This window comes from Sporosarcina sp. BP05, assembly GCF_014282005.1.
Taxonomy (GTDB): Bacteria; Bacillota; Bacilli; order Bacillales_A; family Planococcaceae; genus Sporosarcina.
Map to the genome: position 1 here is coordinate 150,243 of NZ_JACFTD010000004.1, position 24,815 is coordinate 175,057.

Annotated in this window: 19 protein-coding genes; 2 read left to right on the forward strand and 17 right to left on the reverse strand. The window is 41.8% G+C overall.

The window, feature by feature from the left end:
* Position 1: 1 nt before the first annotated feature.
* Positions 2-940 carry a carbohydrate kinase family protein gene (locus tag H2672_RS06705; RefSeq protein ID WP_186670531.1) on the reverse strand — a complete coding sequence of 313 codons (939 nt, stop codon included), beginning with the start codon at positions 938-940 and terminating at the stop codon, positions 2-4.
* A gap of 208 nt (positions 941-1,148) precedes the next feature.
* Entirely contained in the window at positions 1,149-2,018 is an 870-nt protein-coding gene (locus H2672_RS06710) for an EamA family transporter (protein WP_186670649.1), read from the reverse strand.
* A gap of 286 nt (positions 2,019-2,304) precedes the next feature.
* Here H2672_RS06710 and H2672_RS06715 point away from each other — a divergent pair, with 286 nt between their 5' ends.
* The gene (locus tag H2672_RS06715) at positions 2,305-3,399 is read left to right on the forward strand and encodes a carbohydrate kinase (RefSeq protein ID WP_186670532.1); all 1,095 of its coding nucleotides are present in this window, start codon (positions 2,305-2,307) and stop codon (positions 3,397-3,399) included.
* 183 nt (positions 3,400-3,582) lie between these two features.
* Here the strand turns inward: H2672_RS06715 and meaB are convergent, their stop codons facing one another.
* The 11 genes from meaB to H2672_RS06770 all read right to left on the reverse strand — a co-directional run bounded on the left by meaB (position 3,583) and on the right by H2672_RS06770 (position 18,752).
* Positions 3,583-4,617, reverse strand: a complete 1,035-nt coding sequence (gene meaB, locus H2672_RS06720; protein WP_186670650.1) for a methylmalonyl Co-A mutase-associated GTPase MeaB — start codon at positions 4,615-4,617, stop codon at positions 3,583-3,585.
* A gap of 41 nt (positions 4,618-4,658) precedes the next feature.
* The gene (gene scpA / locus H2672_RS06725; RefSeq protein WP_186670533.1) at positions 4,659-6,818 is read right to left on the reverse strand and encodes a methylmalonyl-CoA mutase; all 2,160 of its coding nucleotides are present in this window, start codon (positions 6,816-6,818) and stop codon (positions 4,659-4,661) included.
* The gene (locus H2672_RS06730; protein WP_186670534.1) at positions 6,805-8,487 is read right to left on the reverse strand and encodes a methylmalonyl-CoA mutase family protein; all 1,683 of its coding nucleotides are present in this window, start codon (positions 8,485-8,487) and stop codon (positions 6,805-6,807) included. Before H2672_RS06730 ends, scpA begins: the two co-directional genes overlap by 14 nt.
* A gap of 121 nt (positions 8,488-8,608) precedes the next feature.
* Positions 8,609-9,925, reverse strand: a complete 1,317-nt coding sequence (locus H2672_RS06735; protein ID WP_186670535.1) for a dihydrolipoamide acetyltransferase family protein — start codon at positions 9,923-9,925, stop codon at positions 8,609-8,611.
* 32 nt (positions 9,926-9,957) lie between these two features.
* Positions 9,958-10,941, reverse strand: a complete 984-nt coding sequence (locus tag H2672_RS06740) for an alpha-ketoacid dehydrogenase subunit beta (RefSeq protein ID WP_186670536.1) — start codon at positions 10,939-10,941, stop codon at positions 9,958-9,960.
* Positions 10,941-11,948, reverse strand: a complete 1,008-nt coding sequence (locus H2672_RS06745) for a thiamine pyrophosphate-dependent dehydrogenase E1 component subunit alpha (RefSeq protein ID WP_186670537.1) — start codon at positions 11,946-11,948, stop codon at positions 10,941-10,943. Before H2672_RS06745 ends, H2672_RS06740 begins: the two co-directional genes overlap by 1 nt.
* Positions 11,949-12,008: 60 nt before the next feature.
* Positions 12,009-13,436, reverse strand: a complete 1,428-nt coding sequence (gene lpdA / locus H2672_RS06750) for a dihydrolipoyl dehydrogenase (protein WP_186670538.1) — start codon at positions 13,434-13,436, stop codon at positions 12,009-12,011.
* A gap of 28 nt (positions 13,437-13,464) precedes the next feature.
* Positions 13,465-14,547, reverse strand: coding sequence for a butyrate kinase (gene buk, locus H2672_RS06755; RefSeq protein ID WP_370569615.1), 1,083 nt, complete (start codon positions 14,545-14,547; stop codon positions 13,465-13,467).
* Between the two features lie 94 nt (positions 14,548-14,641).
* The gene (locus H2672_RS06760; protein ID WP_186670540.1) at positions 14,642-15,736 is read right to left on the reverse strand and encodes a Leu/Phe/Val dehydrogenase; all 1,095 of its coding nucleotides are present in this window, start codon (positions 15,734-15,736) and stop codon (positions 14,642-14,644) included.
* A gap of 39 nt (positions 15,737-15,775) precedes the next feature.
* Complete coding sequence (yqiS, locus tag H2672_RS06765) at positions 15,776-16,678, reverse strand: phosphate butyryltransferase (protein ID WP_186670651.1); 903 nt, start codon at positions 16,676-16,678, stop codon at positions 15,776-15,778.
* 31 nt (positions 16,679-16,709) lie between these two features.
* On the reverse strand, positions 16,710-18,752 hold the full coding sequence (locus tag H2672_RS06770; protein ID WP_186670541.1) for a sigma 54-interacting transcriptional regulator: 2,043 nt from the start codon (positions 18,750-18,752) through the stop codon (positions 16,710-16,712).
* 127 nt (positions 18,753-18,879) lie between these two features.
* On the opposite strand from H2672_RS06770, the gene H2672_RS06775 reads away from it, so the two are divergent.
* Positions 18,880-19,116 (forward strand): DUF2627 domain-containing protein, encoded by a 237-nt coding sequence (locus H2672_RS06775; protein WP_186670542.1) that lies wholly within the window; start codon positions 18,880-18,882, stop codon positions 19,114-19,116.
* A gap of 103 nt (positions 19,117-19,219) precedes the next feature.
* Here the strand turns inward: H2672_RS06775 and H2672_RS06780 are convergent, their stop codons facing one another.
* The 4 genes from H2672_RS06780 to H2672_RS06795 form a co-directional block, all read right to left on the reverse strand.
* Positions 19,220-19,927: a glycerophosphodiester phosphodiesterase gene (locus tag H2672_RS06780; protein ID WP_186670543.1), complete on the reverse strand. Its 708-nt coding sequence runs from the start codon at positions 19,925-19,927 to the stop codon at positions 19,220-19,222.
* Positions 19,920-21,482 carry a flagellar assembly protein A gene (locus H2672_RS06785; RefSeq protein WP_186670544.1) on the reverse strand — a complete coding sequence of 521 codons (1,563 nt, stop codon included), beginning with the start codon at positions 21,480-21,482 and terminating at the stop codon, positions 19,920-19,922. Before H2672_RS06785 ends, H2672_RS06780 begins: the two co-directional genes overlap by 8 nt.
* Positions 21,483-22,715: 1,233 nt before the next feature.
* Positions 22,716-23,507: a sporulation transcription factor Spo0A gene (gene spo0A, locus H2672_RS06790; RefSeq protein WP_186670545.1), complete on the reverse strand. Its 792-nt coding sequence runs from the start codon at positions 23,505-23,507 to the stop codon at positions 22,716-22,718.
* A gap of 253 nt (positions 23,508-23,760) precedes the next feature.
* Complete coding sequence (locus H2672_RS06795) at positions 23,761-24,729, reverse strand: SpoIVB peptidase S55 domain-containing protein (protein WP_186670546.1); 969 nt, start codon at positions 24,727-24,729, stop codon at positions 23,761-23,763.
* Positions 24,730-24,815: the final 86 nt, after the last annotated feature.

Sequence of the window (24,815 nt, forward strand, 5' to 3'; positions counted from 1 at the left end):
ATTAAATTTCCTCCATATCTATTTTAAATTGATTTTGTGATAATTCTTGTCTAACTGTATGCTTTGACAAAATTGTTTTCCGGGCATTGACCAATCCGGATTTAATAATGTAATCAAATTCTTTCTTTTGTAACCAGGAATAGATAACTGCCGAACAAAATGAATCACCTGCACCTGTAACATCTACAACCGTTGATTCTTCGATAGCTGGGAAATAACGAATCTCGCCACCTTCACTACCTGTAAATACACCTTTTGATCCGTTAGTTACAATTACATTTTTAACTCCTAGCTCTAACCATTTATCAACTGCACTTTCCCAATCCTTATCATCACTAATTTTAATATTCATAAAAGTTTCCGTTTCATCTTTATTGACAATTAGCCAACTTACCGAACTCAATGTTTTGGGAAGTCGGTTCATTTTTGGAGACGAAACAGGGATGATAACTAATGGAATATTATGCGTAGTTGTGAATGAACAAAGAAATTCAATCGATTCAACAGGGCAATTCAAATCAACTATAATACATTTAGCACTTCTAAGAATAGTACTGTTTTTTTTCAATAACTCAGGGGTAATCTCTTCAAAAATATCCATATCTGCAAATGCAACTGATAAATCGCCATTCCTATCTAACACTGCTGTATAGGAACCAGTTGATGCATTTTCAAATTGGGTAACATGCTCTAAATTCATAAAAGGAGACGATATGTCATAAATCTCTTTCCATTCTAAATCGTTACCACTTGCTGAAATTAATGCAACTTGCTCACCCAGTCTACCTAGATTTTCAGCTATATTTCTTGCTACTCCTCCAATCGTTCGAGAAGATATTACTGGGTTAGACGTTTCATTAGTAAGTTCAAATTTTGCATAGAGTTTTCTGTCTACATTAGCCCCTCCCACGCATATAATAGGTGGGTTTTCTATAATCATCCCTAAAATTAAATCCTCATTTTCATTAGCGATTTTATTACACCTCCTTTATTTCCTCGGAAACAAAAGTTTACTTAATGAACATATGTTTATTATACGACTTATTTAAAGGTTGTCAACATAAAAATACCCCACCCTTTTTGTCATATTGGATGAGGTCTTTTCTATAGCGATTACATTTCAAATGCTTAAAATCTTCATTTTGAATCTATAATTTTTTATTAAAGACTGTTGGTAAAATTATACCCATAATAATGATTACTATACCCACTATTTGTAATGGTGTAACAATCTCGCTTAATAATAATACTGATACCATTACCGCAATTGGCAATTCAAATGCACTCAATATTGACGACATACCCAATCCAACTTTAGGAACTGCAATAGTAAATAAATAAACCGGGATGATCATACCGAATAATCCCAATGCCAAACCATATACCCAGAGTCCCTCACTAAACAGAGTTCCATTCCAAATGATCTCTGGGGACTGAAAAACAGCTGTCGTTATAAATGCAAAAAAGGAAACCAATAGTAACCTGTTAGAGGTGTTCATACTCTTAATCGGCTTGCTATTAACAAATAAAAATAAAGAAAAACAAAGTGCTGCAGTTAATCCCCATAACCAACCTTGTATAGGTATCTGTGTTAAATCTACATCAATCAGACCTGCGGCGGGTATTGTCCCTGCAAACAAGACGAATAACGAAATAAATTCGATTCGACTTGGTAGTTGCCGTTTAGCTATACAAGAAATCAACATACCTATCCATGTAAATTGAAACAGAAGTACTACCGCTAAAGAAGCGGGTAAATAGATTAAAGAACGCCCATAAAAAATATTCGTCAATCCTGTTAATCCTCCCGCCAAAATAAGAATTCTAACCCCATTAAAGCTTATTTTGGCTCTATTTGTTAGAAGGAAAATACATATTGCTATACAAAATCCTATAAAAAATTGGCTTGTAATTGCTTCTGAGACCGAAAAACCACTTTGTATTGCGAGCTTAATAATAGTTGATACTAAACCATAACTACTAGCTGCTAAAACTACCAACAAAGGGTATAACCACATTTTCATTGTTTTATTCCCTCCTGTATTTTTGTATATTTATGGATGAAGTGCATTTACCAAACGATAATAATGGTGTATGATTGTTGTATTAGGTTTCCTTTATATTGGATTTGGACAAGACTACCAATTCCTAAATAAAGGATTTTTTTATACACGAAACCTTAATTTCCGGGTTATTAACGGAATTCTTAACATCCATAAATTCTTTTTTAGTTATTTCAAATAAGTATCACAAACAATAGTTTTCATTGTAAACTATTGTTTAACCAAAAGCGAGGTTGTTCCAATGAATAAAGAACATCAAATTTTACATCATATTAGAATAAACCCTTTCATTTCGCAGCAAGAACTATCAAATAAGGTTGGTTTATCACGTTCGGCAGTAGCTAACTATATTGCTACCCTGACAAAACGCGGCGAAATCAAAGGGCGCGCCTATATTCTTCAAGAAGAATCTTCAATCGTGTGTATCGGGGGAGCAAATACAGATCGAAAAGCACGATCGAATCAAGAAGTGCATTTGTATTCATCCAATCCTGTAGTAACAACTGAAGTTTGTGGTGGTGTTGCACGAAACTTTGCCGAAAATTTAAGTCGGCTTGGGTATAACACTTCTCTTATGACTTGTGTGGGAGACGACAAGGAAGGTAACTGGATACTGAGGGAAACGAAAAACCAAGGAGTAGATGTCAGTCAAGTATGGGTTTTACAGACAGAACGGACAGGAACTTATACCACTTTATTGGATGTTAATGGTGAAATGATTGTCTCCATGGCCGATATGAACATCTACGAGAAAATAACTATTCCTATGATTGAAGAGAAATGGTCTTATATAGTTGCCTCACAAGCCGTTTTTTTGGACACAAATATCTCTAAGGATTGCATAAATTATTTAATTAATCGTTGCAAAGATGAAAGTATTCCATTATACATTGATCCAATTTCTTCGGCCAAGGCGCAAAAACTTCCCTTTCATCTTGAAGGAGTAGAATTATTGCTACTTAATCAAGAAGAAGCAGAAATGCTAGCTGATACGAAAATCTCTTCTTTTGAGGATTGCCAAACTGTCTGTGAAAAAATTAGAACACGCGGCGTTCAAAAAGTTATTATTAGGCTTCATGATCAAGGGGTTTATTATTCTTCCCCACAAGAATCTGGACATATATCACCATTCAAGACTGAAGTTGTTGATGTCACGGGGGCTAGTGATGCGTTTTCTTCATGCGCAATATATGGGCTCATGAACGAAGAATCACTGTTGCGAGCTTGTCAATTAGGACTTGCTGGCTCTGCACTTACCCAACAAACTGAGGATTCTGTTTCATCACTTTTAAAACCCGAAAAAATTCATGAGATAGTGGATGAATCTTTGCGATAATCCACTATTCTGCTTTTACCAAGAGTCGCACTTTTAATACATGGTTCAACATTATTACGATAATCATTCCAAGGCCAACAAAAAAAGATCAGACATTTGCGTAGTTGTCTGATCTTCATTTTAGTTGGCATTGTATTTTCATTTAACAATAGATATTGAGCGACTTCCCCGTGCCTCAGTGTTTTATCCAAACAGGCAATCCACTGCACTCGTCACCGTTAGACTTCCTTCGACTAACGCTTTCTCAAGTTCCGCAACTACTTCTTTCTTTCCAGGCTCAGCAAAAAAGGTGTCAATAAGCCGATCATTAATCATGGAACGGAACCAATCTTTCGTCTGTGACTGCCTGCGTTCGTCCCAAAATCCTCCACCATCCATTGTTTCTTGGAATGATACTATCATTTCCCAAACTTCTTCGAGCCCAGTATTTTTGATTGATGAAACAGGTAGTGCAGTCGAAGTCCAACCGGGTGATGCAGGCTGAAGGAAGTGAAGAAGCTGGCGATATTCTCGTACTGTCTTCTTCGCTAGCCTCAAATTATCACCATCAGCTTTGTGAACAACAACACCATCTGCCAGCTCCATAATCCCTTTTTTCATCCCTTGCAATTCATCTCCGGCACCAGTTAGCACGAGCAACATGAAATAATCGACCATTCCGCGGACAACCGTTTCACTTTGCCCGACTCCTACCGTTTCAATCAAAATAACATCATAACCAGCTGCTTCACAAAGTAACATCGTTTCGCGCGATTTTTTGTGAACACCGCCAAGTGTACCTGCCGACGGTGAAGGGCGAATGAACGCGTTCGGATGCCTCGCAAGTTCTTCCATCCGCGTTTTATCGCCTAGGATACTGCCGCCCGTTACAGTAGAACTCGGATCTATAGCGAGCACCGCCACTTTTTGGCCTGCATTCGCTAGCATTAGGCCAAATGCTTCGATGAACGTGCTTTTCCCCGCACCTGGAACGCCAGTGATGCCAATCCGAATGCTATTGCCCGTTTTCGGCAACAGATTGAGCAAAAGCTGTTGACCGGCAACTTTATCATTAAGAATGATGCTTTCAAGAAGTGTAATTCCCTTTGCAAGATGAAGTCGAGATCCACTCGCTATCTTTTCCGTCAACTCTTCAACCGGGATTTCGCGACCCTTTTTCACAAATCGTTTCCGCGCCGTTGCTGCCAGACCATCATGTGAGGACGTAATCCCACCCATCACATTCAACGCACTGTCATCAGTTAAACGGTTGTTGTCTTTCAATCCGCCACTTCCTCGTAACCAAGCCTGCGATAGATTTCTTCAATAACTTTTTGCGCGGCGACTGGAATGACGGTTCCAGGACCGAAAATTGCCGCCGCCCCATTTTCACGCAGAAATGCGTAATCTTGTGCAGGTATAACCCCACCGACAACAATCAGAATATCTTCTCGACCAATTTTGGCAAGCTCTTCACGCAACGTCGGTACAAGTGTCTTATGCCCTGCTGCAAGTGAACTTACTCCGATTACGTGTACATCATTTTCAGCGGCTTGCAGAGCCGTTTCTTCGGGCGTTTGGAATAATGGTCCGATGTCAACATCAAAACCAAGATCCGCAAATGAGGAAGCGATCACTTTCGCACCGCGATCATGGCCGTCTTGTCCCATTTTTGCGATAAGGATACGTGGACGACGGCCTTCATTCCCTAGGAAATCTTCCGCCATCATTTTCACTTCGTCAATTTCTTCTGTGTTCGAGAAATTCGAACTGTATACGCCACTCACAGAACGAATCACCGCCTTATGTCTACCTGACACACTTTCAATCGCATCTGAAATTTCACCGATTGTTGCACGTGCACGTGCTGCATTAACGGCACACGCCAGTAGATTACCGTCGCCACTGCGTGCAATTTCGGTCAACTCAGCAAGGATAGTCGTCACTTCCGTTTCGTCTCGGTCTGATTTCATCTGATTGATGCGATCGATTTGTTTCTGGCGTACCAGCGTATTGTCGATGTTCAAAATATCGATTGGATCTTCAGTATCTAGACGGTATTTATTCACTCCGATAATTGATTCTGCACGTGAGTCAATTTGAGCCTGGCGTTTTGCTGCCGCTTCTTCAATTTTCATTTTCGGCAGCCCAGTTTCAATCGCTTTCGCCATGCCACCAAGTTCTTCAATTTCCGCAATTAATTCCCAAGCTTTATCCATCAACTCATCAGTCAATTTTTCAACGTAGTATGAACCACCCCATGGATCAATCACCTTTGTCATCATCGTTTCTTCTTGCAAGAACAATTGCGTATTCCTCGCAATACGTGCGGAGAAATCTGTCGGTAATGCAATTGCTTCGTCAAGCGCATTTGTATGGAGTGATTGCGTATGCCCCATCGCTGCAGCGTTCGCTTCAATTAATGTTCGCGTTATATTGTTGAACGGATCTTGTTCCGTCAAACTCCAGCCTGACGTTTGCGAATGTGTACGAAGCGCAAGTGACTTGGGATTTTTCGGTTCAAACGTCTGCATCATTTGCGCCCACATTTTCCTTGCCGCGCGCATTTTTGCGACTTCCATGAAGTAATTCATGCCAACCGCCCAGAAAAACGATAGTCTAGGTGCGAATGAATCGATATCAATGCCCGCTTTCAAACCTGTCCGTACATATTCAAGACCATCTGCAAGCGTATAAGCAAGTTCGATATCCGCCGTTGCGCCCGCTTCTTGCATATGATAGCCCGAAATAGAAATTGAGTTAAATTTCGGCATTTTAGTAGACGTATAATCAAAAATATCCGCAATGATTTTCATTGACATTTCAGGAGGGAAAATATACGTATTTCTTACCATATACTCTTTCAAAATATCATTTTGAATTGTACCTGCAAGCTTTTCAGGTGACACACCTTGTTCCTCAGCTGCAACGATGTAAAACGCCATAATCGGAAGAACTGCACCATTCATCGTCATAGACACAGACATCTGATCGAGTGGAATACCGTCAAATAGGATTTTCATATCTTCAACTGAATCAATTGCTACGCCTGCTTTTCCGACATCACCAGTCACACGTGGATGATCGGAGTCATATCCGCGGTGAGTTGCAAGATCGAATGCGACCGATAATCCTTTTTGCCCCATTGCCAAATTTCGGCGATAAAATGCATTACTTTCTTCTGCGGTTGAAAATCCGGCGTATTGTCGAACGGTCCACGGTCGTGAAACGAACATCGTCGGATAGGGACCCCTTGTATTTGGCGCGATACCAGGTAAATCAGTCAAATGATCAAGTTTCTTCGTGTCTTTATCTGTATAAATCGTTTTAACGTCGATACCTTCATTTGTTCTAAAAAGTTTTCCTGACTGGTTTGCTGTTTCTATCGTATTTCGAGCAATCTGCTGCACGTCTACTTTGTTGAAATCAGGCTTGTTCATTAGTCTGGCCTCCTTTCAATTTAACGTTTATTGCTATCAGTTTTCCAACTTTATCTTGACCCGCGAAAATGAAGCCATTTAAACCAGCATTAAGCCACGTTTCCGAAAGAGCAGAGTCATACTTTCCTGCTGCATCTAAGATAAGTTCTTTAGGACGTCCTGCCAACAATTGTTCCATTACAGTTTCAGTAAGTGAAGTTGTTGCACAAACAATTGCATAATCAGGCTTTTCATCCGTAAGCCATGAAACAGCTTGTTGTGCATTATCGAATGTAGGACTCCATTGAGCACGCATACCGCCTGTCGCTAGAAAGCCTCTGACGAAATCTGCACGTGGTTTGAAATCTTTTAACTCACCGAACGTCAATAATGCAATTCGTGTCGTGCTATCTTTATGCATTGCAGCTAATTTTTCGAAAGGTTCTGCAAGACGTCCTTCAATCTGGAAGCCTTCCCAATCAGTAAAGTTCGTATCTGTCAATTCAGCGTAAACATTTGTACCAATCAACGACTGTTTCCCTTTCGAAACGTCACCCCTGCGTTGTTCAAGCAATTTCCCTAACTGGCCACTGGTAATGAATGCATCATAGCCGCCTATAGACTGGATTTCCAAAAAGAGTGTCCATGCTTTATCAACAAGTTCAGACGTCAACGTTTCCATGTAATAAGAACCGCCTGCAGGGTCGATAACTTTATCAGCATGGGTTTCTTCTTTAATAACGAGTTGAATATTACGTGCCATACGTACAGAACTGCTTGTCGGTCCAGTAATAATATTGTGTGGGTGGACTGTAATGACGTCAGCGCCGCCAAGAACCGCGGCAAATGTCTCATTTCCAGCCCGCAATACGTTAACATATGGATCTAGTTTCGAGTAAGAACGCAACGATGTCGTTGCAATGATCGGAATATAAGGTGCTTCAGCTATCCCATATGCAGAACTGAATGCTTGCCACAGAATACGAAACGCGCGGAATTTTGAAATTTCCATAAAGAAATGCGTATCAACCGCAAATCGAACAAAAAAGTCATCGGAAAAATCGCTAAAGTTGGCCGCTATTGACGCTTGATTGGCTGCATTTGCGAGGACTAATGCAAGTTCAGTCACTGCATCCGCCCCTTTGTGATGTGCTTCCCACATATCTGCGCTGGCTGTCCGGACGTTTGTGTATCCAGTTGGAATGATCCAGCCGGATACACAAATCGCACCGTTTACGGAGGAACGGTCCGCTTCTGGAACAAGGGAAAACGCTTGCAGAAATGAGTTATCATGCTTCATATTTGTAATGAAAATCGGATATTGCTTCATAAGTTGGGCGATTTCAGCGAGAGAAGGCTCATCCCAGTGAAGTTGTTTTGTACCATCGCAAACAATCGCTTCATTGCCACGTTCAATCGAATTCTTTAATTCAGCGACGAACTGTTGTCCATCGGTAGCATATTGTTGCTGTCCAACAATCCAGCCTGTCTCTTTTTTTGCCGTACGAATTTGCTGTGCACGTTTCGCAAGGCTTTCCTGCGTATATAATGGCTGAAGGTCAATCCCTTCAATCGTTTTCGTAACAAGCGAATCGAAAGGCTTGCCTTTCAATGACTGGACAGCGGCTGCTTTCCATTGTTCGAAACCAGCTTTTTCGAATGTTGTTGTTTGCATGTTATGTATAGTCATATTTTGCGCTTCCCTCCTCAAAATAATCAATCTATTACTAGTTTACCCGACTTGCGCATTTGTTGAAAGGTAAAATAAACCCCAGTGCTATATTTTAAGGCACTGGGGTTTACAATTTTGATTAGTAGATAGATGTATTTTCTGCAGTTACATTTTCAAGAATCGCTTTTACGCGTGCAAGGAATTGACCGCAGACGAGACCGTCAAGAACACGGTGATCAAGTGATAGACATAAGTTCACCATATCACGCACACCAATCATGCCGCCCGCCATCACAACAGGACGTTTAACGATTGATTCAACTTGTAGTATTGCCGCTTGCGGGTGATTAATGATGCCCATTGACTGTACAGATCCGAAAGAACCGGTATTATTCACAGTGAATGTACCGCCTTGCATTTCGGATGATTTCAGTTTACCTGAACGTACTTTACCCGCAAGTTCCTGAATATCACGGCCAATGCCTTTGATTGTTTTTTCATCAGCATTGTTGATGACTGGAACGTAAAGGGAATCTTCCGTCGCCACTGCGATGGAAATATTGATGTCTTTTTTCTGAATGATTTTGTCGCCGGCCCACATCGAGTTCATCATCGGGAATTCTTTCAATGCCTGAGATACTGCCTTCACGAAGAATGCAAAGTAAGTCAGGTTGAAGCCTTCCTTCTTTTTGAAATCATTTTTCAGGGAATCGCGGTATTGAACAAGACTCGTAACATCGACTTCAATCATCATCCATGCGTGTGGTGCTTCGTGTTTCGAACGCAGCATATTGCTGGCAATTGCACGTCGCACGCCTGTAACAGGGATTTCGATATCGCCTACTGCAACCGGTACATTGACTTGCTCCACTGCTTTAGGTGCAGGTGCTGCCTGTGTAACCGGCGCCGAAGCTGCTGTTTCCACAACTGGCGCTACAGAAGCTACTGCTGCTGTCGGAATGTTGCCACTCTCGATGATAGCGAGCAAATCTTTACGCGTGATGCGCCCTTCTTTTCCTGAACCTTCCACAAGTGACAAATCAATGCCATTATCCTGTGATAGACGAAGTACTGCAGGAGAATAACGTCCTGCTGCTGCTCCTTTTTCGCTATTCAAAGATGAAGTCGGTTTCCCAGAACCAGCTGCAGGTATTTCGTTTGCAGGTTCTGCTTTAGCTGGTACCGCTTCTACTGCCACTTCCGCAGTTCCACCACCTTCAGTTTCAATCGTACAAACAAGTGCTCCAACTGCAAGCGTCTCTCCCTCTTGTGCGATCAATTCCTTGATGACACCTGCAAATGAAGAAGGTACTTCAGCTGTTACTTTGTCAGTAGTTACTTCTGCAAGTGAATCATATTTGTTAACTGTATCGCCCGGTTTGACAAGCCATTTCTCGATTGTGCCTTCTGTCACACTTTCACCGAGTTGTGGCATTAAAATATTTTCAATAGCCAATTGATTGACCCCCGTCCCGATTAAAATTCTGCTTAAAATTCAGCAAGCTCACGCGCTGCCTTCTCTACTTTGTCTGGATTGACCATGAAGAATTTCTCCATTGTCGGTGCATATGGCATTGCCGGAATATCTGGTCCAGCAAGACGTTTAATCGGCGCATCAAGTTCAAACAGGCAGTTTTCAGCAATAATTGCTGCAACTTCACCCATAATGCTTCCTTCTTTGTTATCTTCAGTAACTAACAGGACTTTCCCTGTTTTTGAAGCTGCTTCGATGATACCTTCTTGGTCAAGTGGATAAACTGTACGAAGATCAAGGATATGCGTAGATATTCCATCTTCTGCAAGACGTTCAGCTGCTTGCAACGCAAAGTGGACACATAGTCCGTAGGTGATGATTGTAATATCATCACCTTCGCGTTTGACATCTGCTTTTCCAATCGGTAATACGTAGTCGTCTAAAGGCACTTCGCCTTTAATCAAACGATAAGCACGTTTATGTTCAAAGAACAATACTGGATCTTCATCGCGAATTGCCGCTTTGAGAAGTCCTTTTGCATCATATGGCGTTGACGGGATAACGATTTTTAATCCAGGTGTGCTTGCGAACATTGCCTCTACAGATTGTGAGTGATAAAGCGCTCCGTGGATACCGCCTCCGAATGGTGCGCGAATAACAATCGGACACGACCAGTCGTTATTTGAACGGTAACGGATTTTTGCTGCTTCCGAAACAATTTGGTTTACAGCCGGCATTATGAAATCAGCAAACTGCATTTCAGCAATCGGGCGTAAGCCGTACATTGCTGCACCGATTCCAACACCTGCAATTGCAGATTCCGCAAGTGGTGTATCGAGTGCACGGTATTCTCCGAATTGATCGTAAAGACCTGCCGTCGCTTTAAAAACGCCGCCTTTACGTCCAACGTCTTCTCCGAGAACGAAAACGCGATCGTCCCGTTCCATCTCTTCTTTCATTGCAAGTGTGATTGCATCGATATAAGACATAACTGCCATTATTCGTTCCCCCCATCTTCAGCATACACATGGAGCATCGCAGATTCAGGTTCGGCGTACGCAGCGTTTTCCGCATAATCGGTCGCTTCGTTCACTTCTTTCATGATGCGTTCTTCCATTTCTTTTTCGAGTTCTTCCGTTAGTACACCAACTTCTTTCAAATAAGCAGCAAACATAGGAATCGGATCCAGTTTCTTCTCATTTGCAAGCTCTTCAGCATCGCGGTATTGGCGTTGATCATCGTCTGAAGAGTGAGCCGTCAATCGGTAACAGATGGTCTCTACAAGACTTGGACCTTCCCCACGGCGTGCACGATCTGCTGCTTCTTTGACCACTTTGTAGACTTCAAGCGGATCCGTTCCATCAACTGTAACACCTGGCATTCCGTAACCGATTGCACGGTCCGAAACGTTAACACAGGCAAGTTGCATTTCAACTGGAACTGAAATTGCATATTTATTATTTTCAACCATGATAACAGTCGGCAGTTTATGGACACCTGCAAAGTTCATACCTTCGTGGAAATCTCCTTGGTTGGATGAACCTTCACCAAGTGTAACGAAAGTGATGAAATCTTCCTTCTTCATCTTCGCTGCAAGAGCTACACCAACTGCGTGTGGTAATTGCGTCGTAACAGGAGATGAACCTGTCAAGATACGATTTTTCCGCTGACCGAAGTGACCAGGCATCTGACGACCACCCGAGTTCGGATCTTCTGCTTTTGCAAATGCGGACAGCATCAAATCTTGCGGAGTCATTCCGAAATGCAGAACAACTCCCATATCCCGGTAATAGGGTGCAATCCAGTCTTTATCATTATCAAGAGCGAAAGCTGCTCCAACTTGTGCTGCTTCCTGCCCCTGACATGAAATAACGAATGGAATCTTTCCGGCACGGTTAAGGAGCCACATACGCTCATCAATACGGCGGGCCATCAACATTGTTTCATAAATTTGTAGTGCATCTTCATGTGTTAAACCTAGTTCCTCATGACGCGTTTTTGCCATTTCTAAAATCCCCCTTCTATGGTTCGCAGTCTTTTATCTTAGACTAATTGACACTATTTCTCACATATGGATTGCTTTGCCATCGACAGCTAAAGCGGCCTCGCCCATTACTTCAGAGAGCGATGGATGTGGATGAATCGTGCTTGCTACTTCCCATGGCGTCGCATCAAGAACCATCGCAAGTCCTGCTTCTGAGATTAAATCGGTCACGTGTGCACCTATCATATGAACGCCTAGAATATCGTCTGTCTTTTTATCAGCAATGATTTTGACAAAACCATCCGAATTACCATTGACAAGTGCTTTTCCGATTGCCATAAACGGGAATTTCCCAACTTTGACGTCAAAGCCCTGTTCTTTCGCTTGTTTCTCCGTAATGCCGACGCTTGATGCTTCAGGACTAGAATAAATACAGCGCGATATTTTTGTATAATCAATCGCTTCGTTTTTCAGGCCTGCAATATGTTCAACAGCCGCAATTCCTTCGTGAGAAGCAACATGCGCCAGTTGCAGCCCACCAATAACATCACCAATTGCATAGATATGATGTTCTTTTGTTTGGAATGTTGGTCGTGTTTTAATAAATCCATTGACGACTTCAATTTCCGTATTATCAAGGCCAATTCCTTCGACATTAGCTTGACGACCGACAGAAACAAGCATTTTTTCAGCTGTGAACACCGTCGTTTCACCATTCATTTCCGCAGAAATTGTAACAGATCCTTCTACTTTAACAAGCGTTTCAGGGAGTACTTTCGCACTTGTCGCAAAAGTGATTCCTTTTTTCGTCAACAACTTTTTCATTTCTTTCGAGATGTCATCGTCCTCAGTCGGAATGATTCGGTCTGCATATTCAAGAACCGTGACTTCCACACCGAAATCATTGAGCATAGAAGCCCATTCAATACCGATGACACCGCCACCAACGATAATAATCGACTTAGGTAGTGCTTCCATAGAAAGCGCTCCATCGGAAGACATAACTTGATTTTCATCAATTTCTAAACCAGGTAATGTACGTGGTCTAGATCCTGTAGCGATAATCAGGTTTTTTAGGATGAGCATTTCATTTTCGTCACCGTTATTCATTTCCACTGAAATCGTACCGGGCATTGGTGAGAAAATTGACGGCCCAAGCATTCTGCCAAGTCCATCAAATACGTCGATTTTCCCTTTTTTCATTAATGCTGTCACGCCAGCATGCAGCTGTTTAACAATACCGTCTTTCCGTGCTTGTACACGGCTGAAATCCAGTAATACGTCTTTAGCATTAACACCAAAATCTGCTGCCTGATTTTTTGCCATATCAAATACTTCAGCACTTTTTAATAATGCTTTACTCGGGATACACCCTTTGTGCAAGCATGTGCCACCTAGTTTCCCTTTTTCAACAAGTGCCGTTTTCAGTCCCAATTGAGCAGCGCGAATAGCAGCGACATAGCCACCCGTTCCGCCCCCTAAAATAACTACATCATATTCCCTCGCCATTATAGATGGCCTCCCTCACAACGACCCGTCAAGACGGGTAGATTTTAGCTATTTCTTCACCAGTTAGAACACGGAGTGCGCCTTCTGCAAGTGCTTGTAGTTCGTCTTCTCCAGCATATACAACGATATCCGATATCCAGTCGATTCTGGATGTAATGTCCTTCACAAATCCCTTGCCATAAGCGAGACCACCCGTAAGGATAATCGCATCTACTTGGCCGTGAAGGACAGCAGCCGCACTGCCAATTTCCTTAGCAACTTGATAGGCCATTGCCTCGTAAACTAGTTTTGCGTTTTCATCGCCATCTTCAATTCGTTGTTCCACGCGAACTGCGTCGTTCGTCCCGAGATAACCAACGAGACCGCCTTGACCGACAAGTTTTTTCATTACTTCGTGACGGAAGTACTCACCGGAAAAACATAGTTCGACGAGTTCCCCTGCAGGAACAGTTCCCGCACGTTCAGGGCTGAATGGCCCATCTCCGTGAAGTCCATTGTTTACATCAATTACTTTGCCGAATTCGTGCACACCGACAGTTATACCCCCGCCCATATGGGTGACAATCAACCGGAGGGTGTCGTATTTTTTACCGACTTGTTTTGCGTAGCGTCTTGCAACCGCTTTTTGGTTAAGCGCATGGAATATGGATTTTCGATTAATGGACGAAAATCCAGAAATCCTCGCGATTGGTGCAAGTTCATCGACGACGACGGGATCGACGATGAAAGCGGGAAGGTTTAGGCTGGATGCGATTTCATGCGCAATTATGCCCCCGAGGTTCGATGCATGTTGACCTGAATAACCTGTTTTCAAGTCTTGAATCATCGCTTCATTAACAGAATACGTACCACCTTCGATTGGGCGAAGAAGCCCGCCTCGACCGCAAATGGCAGACAATGTAGAAATGTTGATGCCTTCTTTTTCAAGTGATTGAAGAATTGCCTTTTTACGAAAACTGTATTGATCGATAATGGAAGGGTACTGTGCAATTTCTTCTGAACTATGCCTCAACGTACTTTCCATCAGTTGACTTTCGCCTTCAAAGACACCTATTTTTGTTGATGTAGATCCTGGGTTAATAACTAGGATCCTATGGTGATTTTCATACACAATAGGTCCTCCTTCCATATCAATGCAACTTCCTTCTTTTCTAAATGTTTAGCTACAGCGACCAGACGTAGCAGACCGCTGTAGACTATTTTTATTAGCGTCTTGAAAGTACGCTTTTTTCGTTTTGTAAGAATGTACTTCTTGTATTCGCAACACGTGCAATGCGCTCTTCCGCCATGCGGTCAGCTGCAACATACGTTGGAATATTATCGCGTTTTGAGATTGCGAAAATTTTCCCAATTACATCATAGATACCTTCGACACGTTTAAGTGCACGTTCACGGTTATAACCATCAAGCTCATCTGCAACGTTGATAACACCACCTGAGTTGATAACGTAATCAGGTGCATAAACAATTCCCATTTCGTGAATTAAATCGCCGTGACGTGGTTCTTTCAATTGATTGTTAGCAGATCCTGCAATAACTTTTGCTTTCAATTGTGGAATCGTCTCATCATTAATAATTGCACCTAGTGCACATGGTGCGAATATGTCTGCTTCTTGTGAGTAGATTTCATTGATGCCAACTGCAGTTGCGCCGAATGCATCAACTGCACGTTGAACAGCTTCTTCGTTGATATCCGTTATGATTAGTTTTGCACCTTCTTCATGCAAGTACTCACAAAGTGCATAAGCAACATTTCCGACACCTTGTACTGCTACTGTTTTACCTGCTAGCGAGTCGTCGCCAAATGCTTCTTTTGCTGCAGCTTTCATGCCGTAGTAAATGCCATAAGCAGTAACAGGCGAAGGATTACCAGATGAACCTGATCCAGCAGAAGTACCTGTCACATAATCTGTTTCAAGATTGATTAAGTCCATATCCGCCTCAGTTGTTCCTACATCTTCTGCAGTGATATAACGACCGTTCAAACCTTCAATATAACGACCGAAAGCACGGAACATTTCATCGTTTTTGTCTGTTTTTGGATTTCCTATAATAACTGTTTTTCCGCCACCAAGATTCAATCCAGCAGCCGCGTTTTTGTAGGTCATACCGCGCGCAAGGCGTAGTGCGTCTTCAATTGCTTCTTCTTCACTTGCATACGTCCACATACGTGTTCCGCCTAGTGCCGGTCCGAGTGTCGTATCATGAATAGCGATGATTGCTTTTAGTCCTGATGCTTTATCCTGACAAATAACGAGTTGTTCATAATCCTGATGTTCCATATATTTAAAAATTTCCATTGTAAATTCCTCCTAAGGGTATCGTTCATTTTTATTGTTTTATTTTATCGAAAGAATTGCTAGTGCTAGTGAATACAGCTTACTTTCGGCACTATCCGCCCTTGATGTAAGAACGATTGGTGCTTTGGCGCCCTGGATAATCGCACCGACTTTCGCGTTGGCGAAGTACATTAGTGATTTGTAGAGAATATTGCCTGCCTCGATATTCGGAACGACAAGAATATCAGCTTTACCAGCTGTTTCCCCCGTAATCCCTTTTTGCGTTGCAGCCTTCACTGATACCGCATTATCAAGTGCAAGTGGCCCATCAATGATGCAACCGGTGATTTGACCGCGTCGATTCATGACAACTAATGAGGCGGCGTCTGTCGTTGGTGTCATCGCCGGATTCACTGTTTCGACAGCAGCTAGTGGAGCGACGATTGGTATAGAGACACCACACGCATGCGCAGTAGCAACTGCATTACGAATGATTTGCGCTTTTGCTTCTAGGTCAGGTGCGATGTTCATTGCAGCATCTGTTACGAAAAGTAAACGGTTATAACCGGCAACTTCAAACGCCGCGACATGCGACAGTATTTTCCCCGTCCGCAAACCGTACTCGCTATTCAACACAGCCTTGAGGATGGTTGACGTTGCTAAGTTCCCTTTCATCAGCACATGTGCATGTCCACTTGAAACCGCTTTCACCGAGAGCGTCGCTGCTTGATTATCATCTTCAGCGTGATGAATGCTGATTTTTTCATTATCCAGTAACCACGGATAATTTGCTTGGATCAACTCGCCGATATGCCTTTCATCAGCGAAAAGCATGAATGAAGCAATGCCTTTTTCACTAGCAATACTAATCGCTTCAAGTACTTCTCGATCTGCGGCTGATGCGACAGCAACAACGGGACCTATCCTCGATGCCGCCTGACTGATAAGTGAGTCGAGTGTAATCATTGTCTCTCCTCCTGTGACTACATGTCGATCAAATAAGACTGAATTTCTCCAGTTTATAATAAAGTGATCGCAGTGAAATACCAAGCCTATTGGCGGTTAATGATTTGTTGCCATTATTTTCACGGAGGGCCGTTTCAAGAATGGTTTTTTCGTATTCATCCATAATCGAAGTAAGAGTGCTTTTTTCCGGAAGAATCTGTTCCTCTTCCGTATTTTCCCTAGATGACAGAGATTTAACCACGTCTTTTAAATCGATAACGGCATCTCCCGACTCCATATAAATCATGGCGCGACTAAGTACGTTTTCGAGTTCTCGTACATTTCCTGGCCAATCATATTGCCCTAGCCGCTCCTGTGCTTCATCAGTAACCTTCTCAATATTCATCCCAAACTCCTGATTCAATTTCACTAGCAGGTGTCCAATAATGGATGGAATATCTTTTTTGCGAGACCGTAGCGGTGCAATTTGAATAGAGAGTCGGTTTAACACATAATAGAGTTCTTCAATAAATGTTCCCTCATGCATTGCCTTTTCTAAATTTTTCGTAGACGCTGCAATTATACGGACCGACAAATGAACGGGATAAGTCCCCCCATTTTTGAAGATTGTTCCGCTTTTTAAATAGTTAAGCAGTCTCGCTTGAACTACAAGTGGTAAATCAACCACTTCATCAAGGAATAGCGTGCCCTTTTCAGATGCTTGGAAAAGTCCTGGCGTGCTATCATTCCCATTTTGAGAAACTCCCGATTCTTGTCCGAATAACTCCGCTTCCAATTTAGATGGATGAATTGCCGAACAATTCACACGGATAAACTTATTGAACCGCCGGTCGGAGCTACTATGAATGGCATGTGCAAACAATTCTTTTCCTGTTCCCGCTTCTCCTCGAAGAAGGATTGCGATGTCGGACTTGGCAGCTAGCTTTGCCTGCTCTATTGAAATTTCAATATCAGACGAACCGCCAAAGATATCATCGAATGTATAAGTAGATTCAAGTTCCCTAATAATTGTCCGTGCCTGGTCAAGTTCTTTCATCAAGTTGCGCATTTCAGTGATGTCATGAATGACACCAACACTTCCTTTCACTTGATGATCAACAATGATTGGTGCCACATTGACAATTACTTCTCGGTTATTTTCGCCGATACGCATATTGACACCACGAACCGGCTTTCTCGACTTGAGTACCCTCATATGGATACTTTCACCTTCGATAATATCTGCATTTGCAGGCTTGCCGATTATTTCATCTTCCGTAAGACCCGTAATCCTCGTGTAAGCAGGATTGACGAGGATCCCATTTCCATTATCGTCAACGACAGAAATGGCATCGTCACTCGAATGAATGATTGCTTCCAGCATAGTTTTCACTTTTTTCAGATCTGTGATTTCCTCTGCTAGCGCAACTACTTCCGTAATATCTTTAAATACCGCGAAAGCACCAACTTTTTTCCCGGCGGAATCGAAGAGTGGATAGCGGGAAGTAACTATTTTCAAGCCATTGCCAAGAATCTGTTCCTCATTCAGTTCCGCCTTACCTGAATTGAATACCCTTGGGAGCTCTGTCGTTGGAATTACGTCCGTAATCATCCGGCCAACAGCCTCTTCAATCGGGAAACCAATCATCTTAGAGGCACTTTTATTGAAGAAATCAACAGTTCCTTCCTCGTCGATTCCAACCATACCTTCTTCAATTGAATCAAAGATCATTCGCTGCTTATACATTTCTGTATGAATGCGCTTAATATATGTATCGTTCTCCTCAAGCAGCCTTACAAGGAGGTTTGCGACAGAACCAGGTATAAGTACGGTATGGGCAGGCCTCGCTTTTAATAGCGCCGAGAATACAGACTTGTCACCGGTTACATCGAAAATGATATCCAAATCGTCGGTCAGGTAATTCGTCCAATTCATTCCATATGCGATACCCTGTTTTTTTGCACGAATTATTCCCGGTGCATGTTCATCAGTATCAATGATTGCGTTTACATTCATGAATTCTAAATTTTGGAGAAGGTCCAGTATTATCGATCCGCCTGTCCCCGCCCCGACAATGAGAACGTTTTGCAAGGATGTTCATTCTCCTTTTTTGAACCATGCAATCTATTGCAATTACAATTTCATCATACATGAAAGCGCTGTTCTTGACAATCAAATTTGAGTAGGTAAAATTAGATTCGGTAAGGAGTTGTTGTATATGGCACGTCTAGCAGCATTTATGGTCTTGCTAATCCCCGGACTTTTTGCGGCCGGCGGTATAAAATTAATGCGAGATTCGATATTTGGCGTATTATTTAACCCATTTCCGTTCATTTGGCTTCAATTCGTTGTAGGCTTTTTACTGTTTGCGGGAGGCCTGTGGTTTTTCGCAGGATTTTTATTACGCCGCGACCGACGAAAAGGACGCGTACAAGAACGGTTTAAACAACAGTAACAGCGTAAGCTTTACTGTTGTCATAGCTATGAGCAAGCGCCTACAATCTATTTGGAAGACTAGCAAAAGGACCAAGACATGTTCATCGTCTTGGTCCTTTTGCTTATTGACTGAATCGATCTGGGTAGTCCGTTATCCAACCGTCTATATAAGGGGGCGGATTAAGAGTGATTGGTTCTGTTCCAGTCATTCCATAAACCCGAATCTTTTTCCCAGATTGAAGAAGTTTCGTCAAAAAGGGCTCTTTTAACAATCGTTTGTGAAAATGGAATCCATCTGCACATGAATACTGATTAAGATTAGTCCAATCCACGCTCTTCTTTCCGACGAGAAAGGCTGTTTCCATTCGCTCGCTTTCCTTCTTGACCACTTCAAGCAAGCGATAATCAAATGAGGATATGTGAACATTCTCCATCACAGAAATAATATCAACAATCATTTTGATCAATTCGGGTCGATCCGAAACAGTTTCTTTCAATTCAACATTGAGTGCTAAATTGTTCTTTTCGCAAAATGACACCGCTTCTATCAACGTCGGAATACAGTGCCCACAGAATAAACGTCTGTATCTTCTCCCCACACGAATTCTTGTGAGTTCTGTACTTGTCATAGATGAAATCATTTTTCGAATGCCAGCAAGCCTTAAGAGCCCTGGGTCATGGATGACGAACGGCACTCCATCTTCTGTCAATTGCACATCTAATTCGATGCCGCCAGCACCTTGATCGACGGCCTTCTCAAATGCTTTCATTGTATTTTCAAAGCGGATACCTGATGAGCCCCGATGTGCAAAAACGGTCGGATTAGACATTCAAAACACCATCAACGATTTCAAAAATGCCTTTTGTCCCACTATGAAGTGTAGACGACTTGGATCCAATTTGAATGATCGTACCCGGATACGCTTCTTTCGTCACTTCGATTTGAGCGGGAACTGCTTGCTTAATTTTACGCAGCCCAAGTTGAATTTCTTTGTCAAGTTCAACTATAGCATCTCTGTTCGATTCAATCGTTTCCAGCATTTTTTCATATGCTTCAGCTTGTGGCCCCTTCATAAGACTTCCACTATTCCTAAATGGGAGAGCATGTTGCTCAAGCTTTTCGATGATTCCTTGGCGTTCTTTCATACTTTTAGCCATTTCTTGAACTTCCATATACATTACTTCCTTGTCAATCCCCTTCACACTAAGGATTGTCTTTCGTTCGTGACTATTACCTGCAAATGCACATTCAATTTTATAAAGTGCCTTAATTTCTCCGCCAATAATTTTACCTTTATTTTTATCGATAAATACAGATTCCGCAATAACTTCTGCGCCGAGTAAATATAAGCCTACATGTACTTCTTTCCCGTACAGTTTGCAATTATTCGCGTGTTTAACAAAAATATTTCCTTGCGCTTCGACAATCGTCAATCCACCACCGAAAATCCCACCTTTAATGTAGATGTCTCCCTCAGATGACTGAATTTCCTTCGCATTTGTGATACCTTCATTTCCTTCTACAGAAATATCCCCAGTCGCATTTACCGAGTATCCTGCAAGTACTGTTCCGTATATAGCAACTGATCCGTCAAATTTAATCGAGCCCGTTTCAGGTCCGACATTACCGCTGATAATTAATTGCTTCCTTACACTAATGAGACCATCAATGCTTTCCAAAGCCCCTCCGTGTGACGCCTTTAGCACTACTTTATCCGCTTCTTGTTCGTCAGCCACTGACTTCGTGTCAAAGTAAATCTTCGCATCATCCCCACGCTGTGCTGCAAGATCGTTACCTAAAACATCCTTACCGTCGATGCCTTCTTGTGGCGATGTTTTCTCACCAAGCCAATCGCCTTGCTTGATAGGCGTAACGAAATTCATTTCAAAATAATTAGCAGAACCGTCTTCACGAATCATCGGTCTTCTTTCTGGTATTTCTATATATGACACGACCGCATCTTCACCTTTTTGCGGCTTTCTTCCTATAGCCGCGATAATCGTTTCACCCGGTTTAAACGGCTCATCTAGCAAAGTTGTTCTGCCGTAAATCACCCCCGTATCATCAAGCACTTTTTCAGCCTGATTTAGGATTGATTGTTTATTTTCTTCAAATTCCTTGGTTGACACATTTATGTAAAGTTGAGCGGTCATTTTATCAGCAGCAATAGCAACTTCTATAGTTGGAATCCAATTGCCTATTATATGTTCTGCTTCTACTTCTGTAAGCGCTTTCCTTAAAACCGGGAATGAAATTATTTTTAAACGCGGATGTTCACGCGTTATTGCATCGAACGATTTAAGTGGAAAACCATTCTTCTTGGTGCGCAATATCACTTTTTCCTCTTTTACTAAAAGATCGAAAAACTCATTTTGAACTAACACTGACGCTTCATCCTTTCTCTCTTACCCATTATAGAGCGTTCTCAGCCAATTTGTCAGATTAATTAACTTTCAGTTTAAAAAAGCCTACCACACGAAAATAGATTCGGAGAGTAGGCGTAGCTATTATCGTAACTAGATATTTTTCAATCAGCTCGCCATCTGCTCTAGACGAATTTTATCCGCGATCATTGCGATGAATTCTGAACATGTTTTACCTATTCTAGAATTAGACTTAATAAACGTTGTTATATCAACTTCAATTTCTTCCATACCTACTCAAAAAGCAGAAAGTTTATTGTACAATTTATAAAATTAGTTGATCTTTTCAAACTCAATTTTATCATCAATATATACGAATAGATAGCCTTCAATTGGAAATAAAAAAGTAGACTTAGTCTTCTCACCTGTATGGAGTGATTTACCGCACCAACCAAAGGAACATTATCCGTTTTCTGCAGTATAATGACCGGCCTCTCTGGCGCTCTTAAATCTCTTTAGGAGAATATCCTCTTTATGTAGAAGAACTTCCTTTGAATGAGCCTTAGCGTGGTTCTTCTTTATCCTGTCTTTCGTTATTTGGCTCCTCTTCTTTCCTTTTTAATTCCTCAGTCATCTTTAACATTTCTTCTGCTGTCATTTTCCCCATATGATATACCTCCTTCATTTAAGAGCTCACAGAATCCACTTTAAGACACTTCGAATAAAAGTTGAATTACATAATAATATTTATACAGAAAGAACACACAGAGACCTCGCATGACTCCGTGCGCCTATTTCTGTTCATTTATATAGTTGATTGACAAATAAAAGTTCAACCTTCACTATATACGTTGTATATAGTTACTTTTTCATCTGCGCTTTCAGTTAGGAACCACATTTCACGATTCTAACTTAATAAATATAATGTATGTGTCAGCTTTTCGTCTTCATCAACCGAATTCAATAACTATCCAGCTCTTCCTGTGTATTCAATCCATTCAGCAACACCTTTAGTCAGGAAGAGGGGATTATCTTTGTAATTGATGATTTATAGTGGGAGATGAATTACACTTACACTCTCTTGCCGTTTGCTAACTAAAATAGATATACTTCTTTCTGGAGGCAAAAAAACCAACTAATCTAAAAATTAGTCGGCTTGTTGAGTAGGAGTTTATTTGCTTAGAAATTGAAGTTTAGTCTAAATCCTGAAAACAGGTTGGCTTAGTAGCTCATGAAATTCTTTCATACCAACAATCAGCTCGCCATATGCTCAAGACGAATCTTATCTGCAATCATTGCGATAAATTCTGAATTTGTTGGTTTGCTTTTCAAATGGTGCACTGTGTAGCCAAACATTTTTGAAATGACGTCGTAATTGCCACGGTTCCATGCGACTTCGATTGCGTGGCGAATTGCATGCTCGACACGGGATGCTGTCGTATTGTATTTTTTTGCGATCTCGGGATAAAGTACTTTCGTCACTGAACCAAGCAAATCGACGTCCGTGTAAACCATTTGAATAGCTTCACGAATGAAGGCATAACCTTTAATATGAGCAGGTACACCAATCTCTTTAATAATTGCTGTAATTGTAGTATCCAGCACTTTTTGGCTTACTGTTCCTGGCGCATACTCTACACTAGCTTGAGCTATCGGAACGATTGGTTTTCTTGTTCCTGCTACTTGGAATATTTGGTTTGCAAGTCGGTCGAATTCAAACGGTTTAAGCATGAAATAGGAAGCCCCTAGACTCGCAGCTTGTGTCATTACATCTTCCTGCCCAAATGCCGTCAACATAATTATATGCACATCGGCAGTTTGTGCATTTCCACTCAACGTTTCCAAAACCGCAATTCCGTCAAGATGTGGCATGATGATATCAAGTAATAAGACATCCGGCTTTTTTTCTTCCAACATCGACAGACATACTTTCCCGTTATGCGCCGTCCAAATGACTTCGATCTCAGGATGCCTTTCAAAATATGTTATCATAGTCCTCACAAGTTCCTTGTTATCGTCAGCAATCGCGACTTTCAGTTTATCCATTCCCATTTCCCCCTTGTACGTTTATGACGACTTCTTTCCCTAAACATTAGCAACATTCTCTTAACTACACAAGGGAAATTTCGACGAATAGTGTAGTAACCCTCTTTTATTTAACAAAAATGAAACTTCTGACATATGGTTTCCCTAAACTTCGACCAATTCCATTCTTTTATAAGCGTTTGTCGAATCGTTCTCGATAAGCTTAACACGACAGGACAAAAGGGCCAACTCATTGTTCGAGTTGGCCCTTTTATTAATTTTCCCCGCTACGCATTTTCTCCAGAAAAAGGGCAGCACCTTTTTTGGGATTATCGACAAACATATGCGTTACTGCACCTGCAAATTGTCCATTTTGGATAACAGGACTTCCACTCATCCCTTGTAAAATACCGCCCGTTGCTTCGAGCAATTTGGGATCTGTTAACTCGAAATGGAACTGGTCTTGTTCTACTTCTGTAATTCGAATGGAAAATGATTCAACTTTTGTCCCTTTAATCGTTGTGTAAATTTCAGCAGCACCTACTTTTACTTCTGCTGGCTGCATAATCGTTAAGGGTTCGGCTAACACTTCCTTATAATCGCTGTTCCATGATCCGAAAATGCCATAAAGACCATTTATTCGAATCGTCCCTAAAAAATCCTCGTCATCGACAATCGTTGAAATTTTATAACCTGGAATTCCGGGTACACTTTTCTTAATTTGATCGATTTCCGACAGATAAATCGCTCCTGTCCGGAATGATGGAGGTGATTTCAGTGCACTGTCGATGATCTGATGACCGAGCGCACCGTATGTCCCTTTGTCCGGATCGACATACGTCAAGGTCCCTGTCCCTTCTGTTCGATCTTTCAGGAATGGAAGGAGACGTTTCATCGCTTCGCCGTCTGCTAGGACCTGACTATTTCCACCGTCTCTTATGATCTGCAATACGATTTCTTTCTTGTCACGCATTGAGGATGATACTTTTTCGTACTCGTGAAGTGTGCTGACTGCTACATTGTCTAATTGTCCGATTAGATCACCTGCCTTCAACCAGTTATCTTTACTGATCATGACATCATTTGTGATGTAGACTCCCGACAAATCCATCTTAATACCAATCGACTGCCCCATCGGTATCAGCGTTCCGTCTTTTGCAAATGCTACATTTGTAGAGAATGGCACGACAAGTAAAAGCACAGAAAACGAAATGGCCAACTTAAACTGTCTACTCCATCCCATATTTCACCTCCCTTAATAAGATACTGTTGGTATGTCCGTTCAGGGGAATGTTATGAAAGGGTAAATAAAGCAAAAGTGGAACGAAC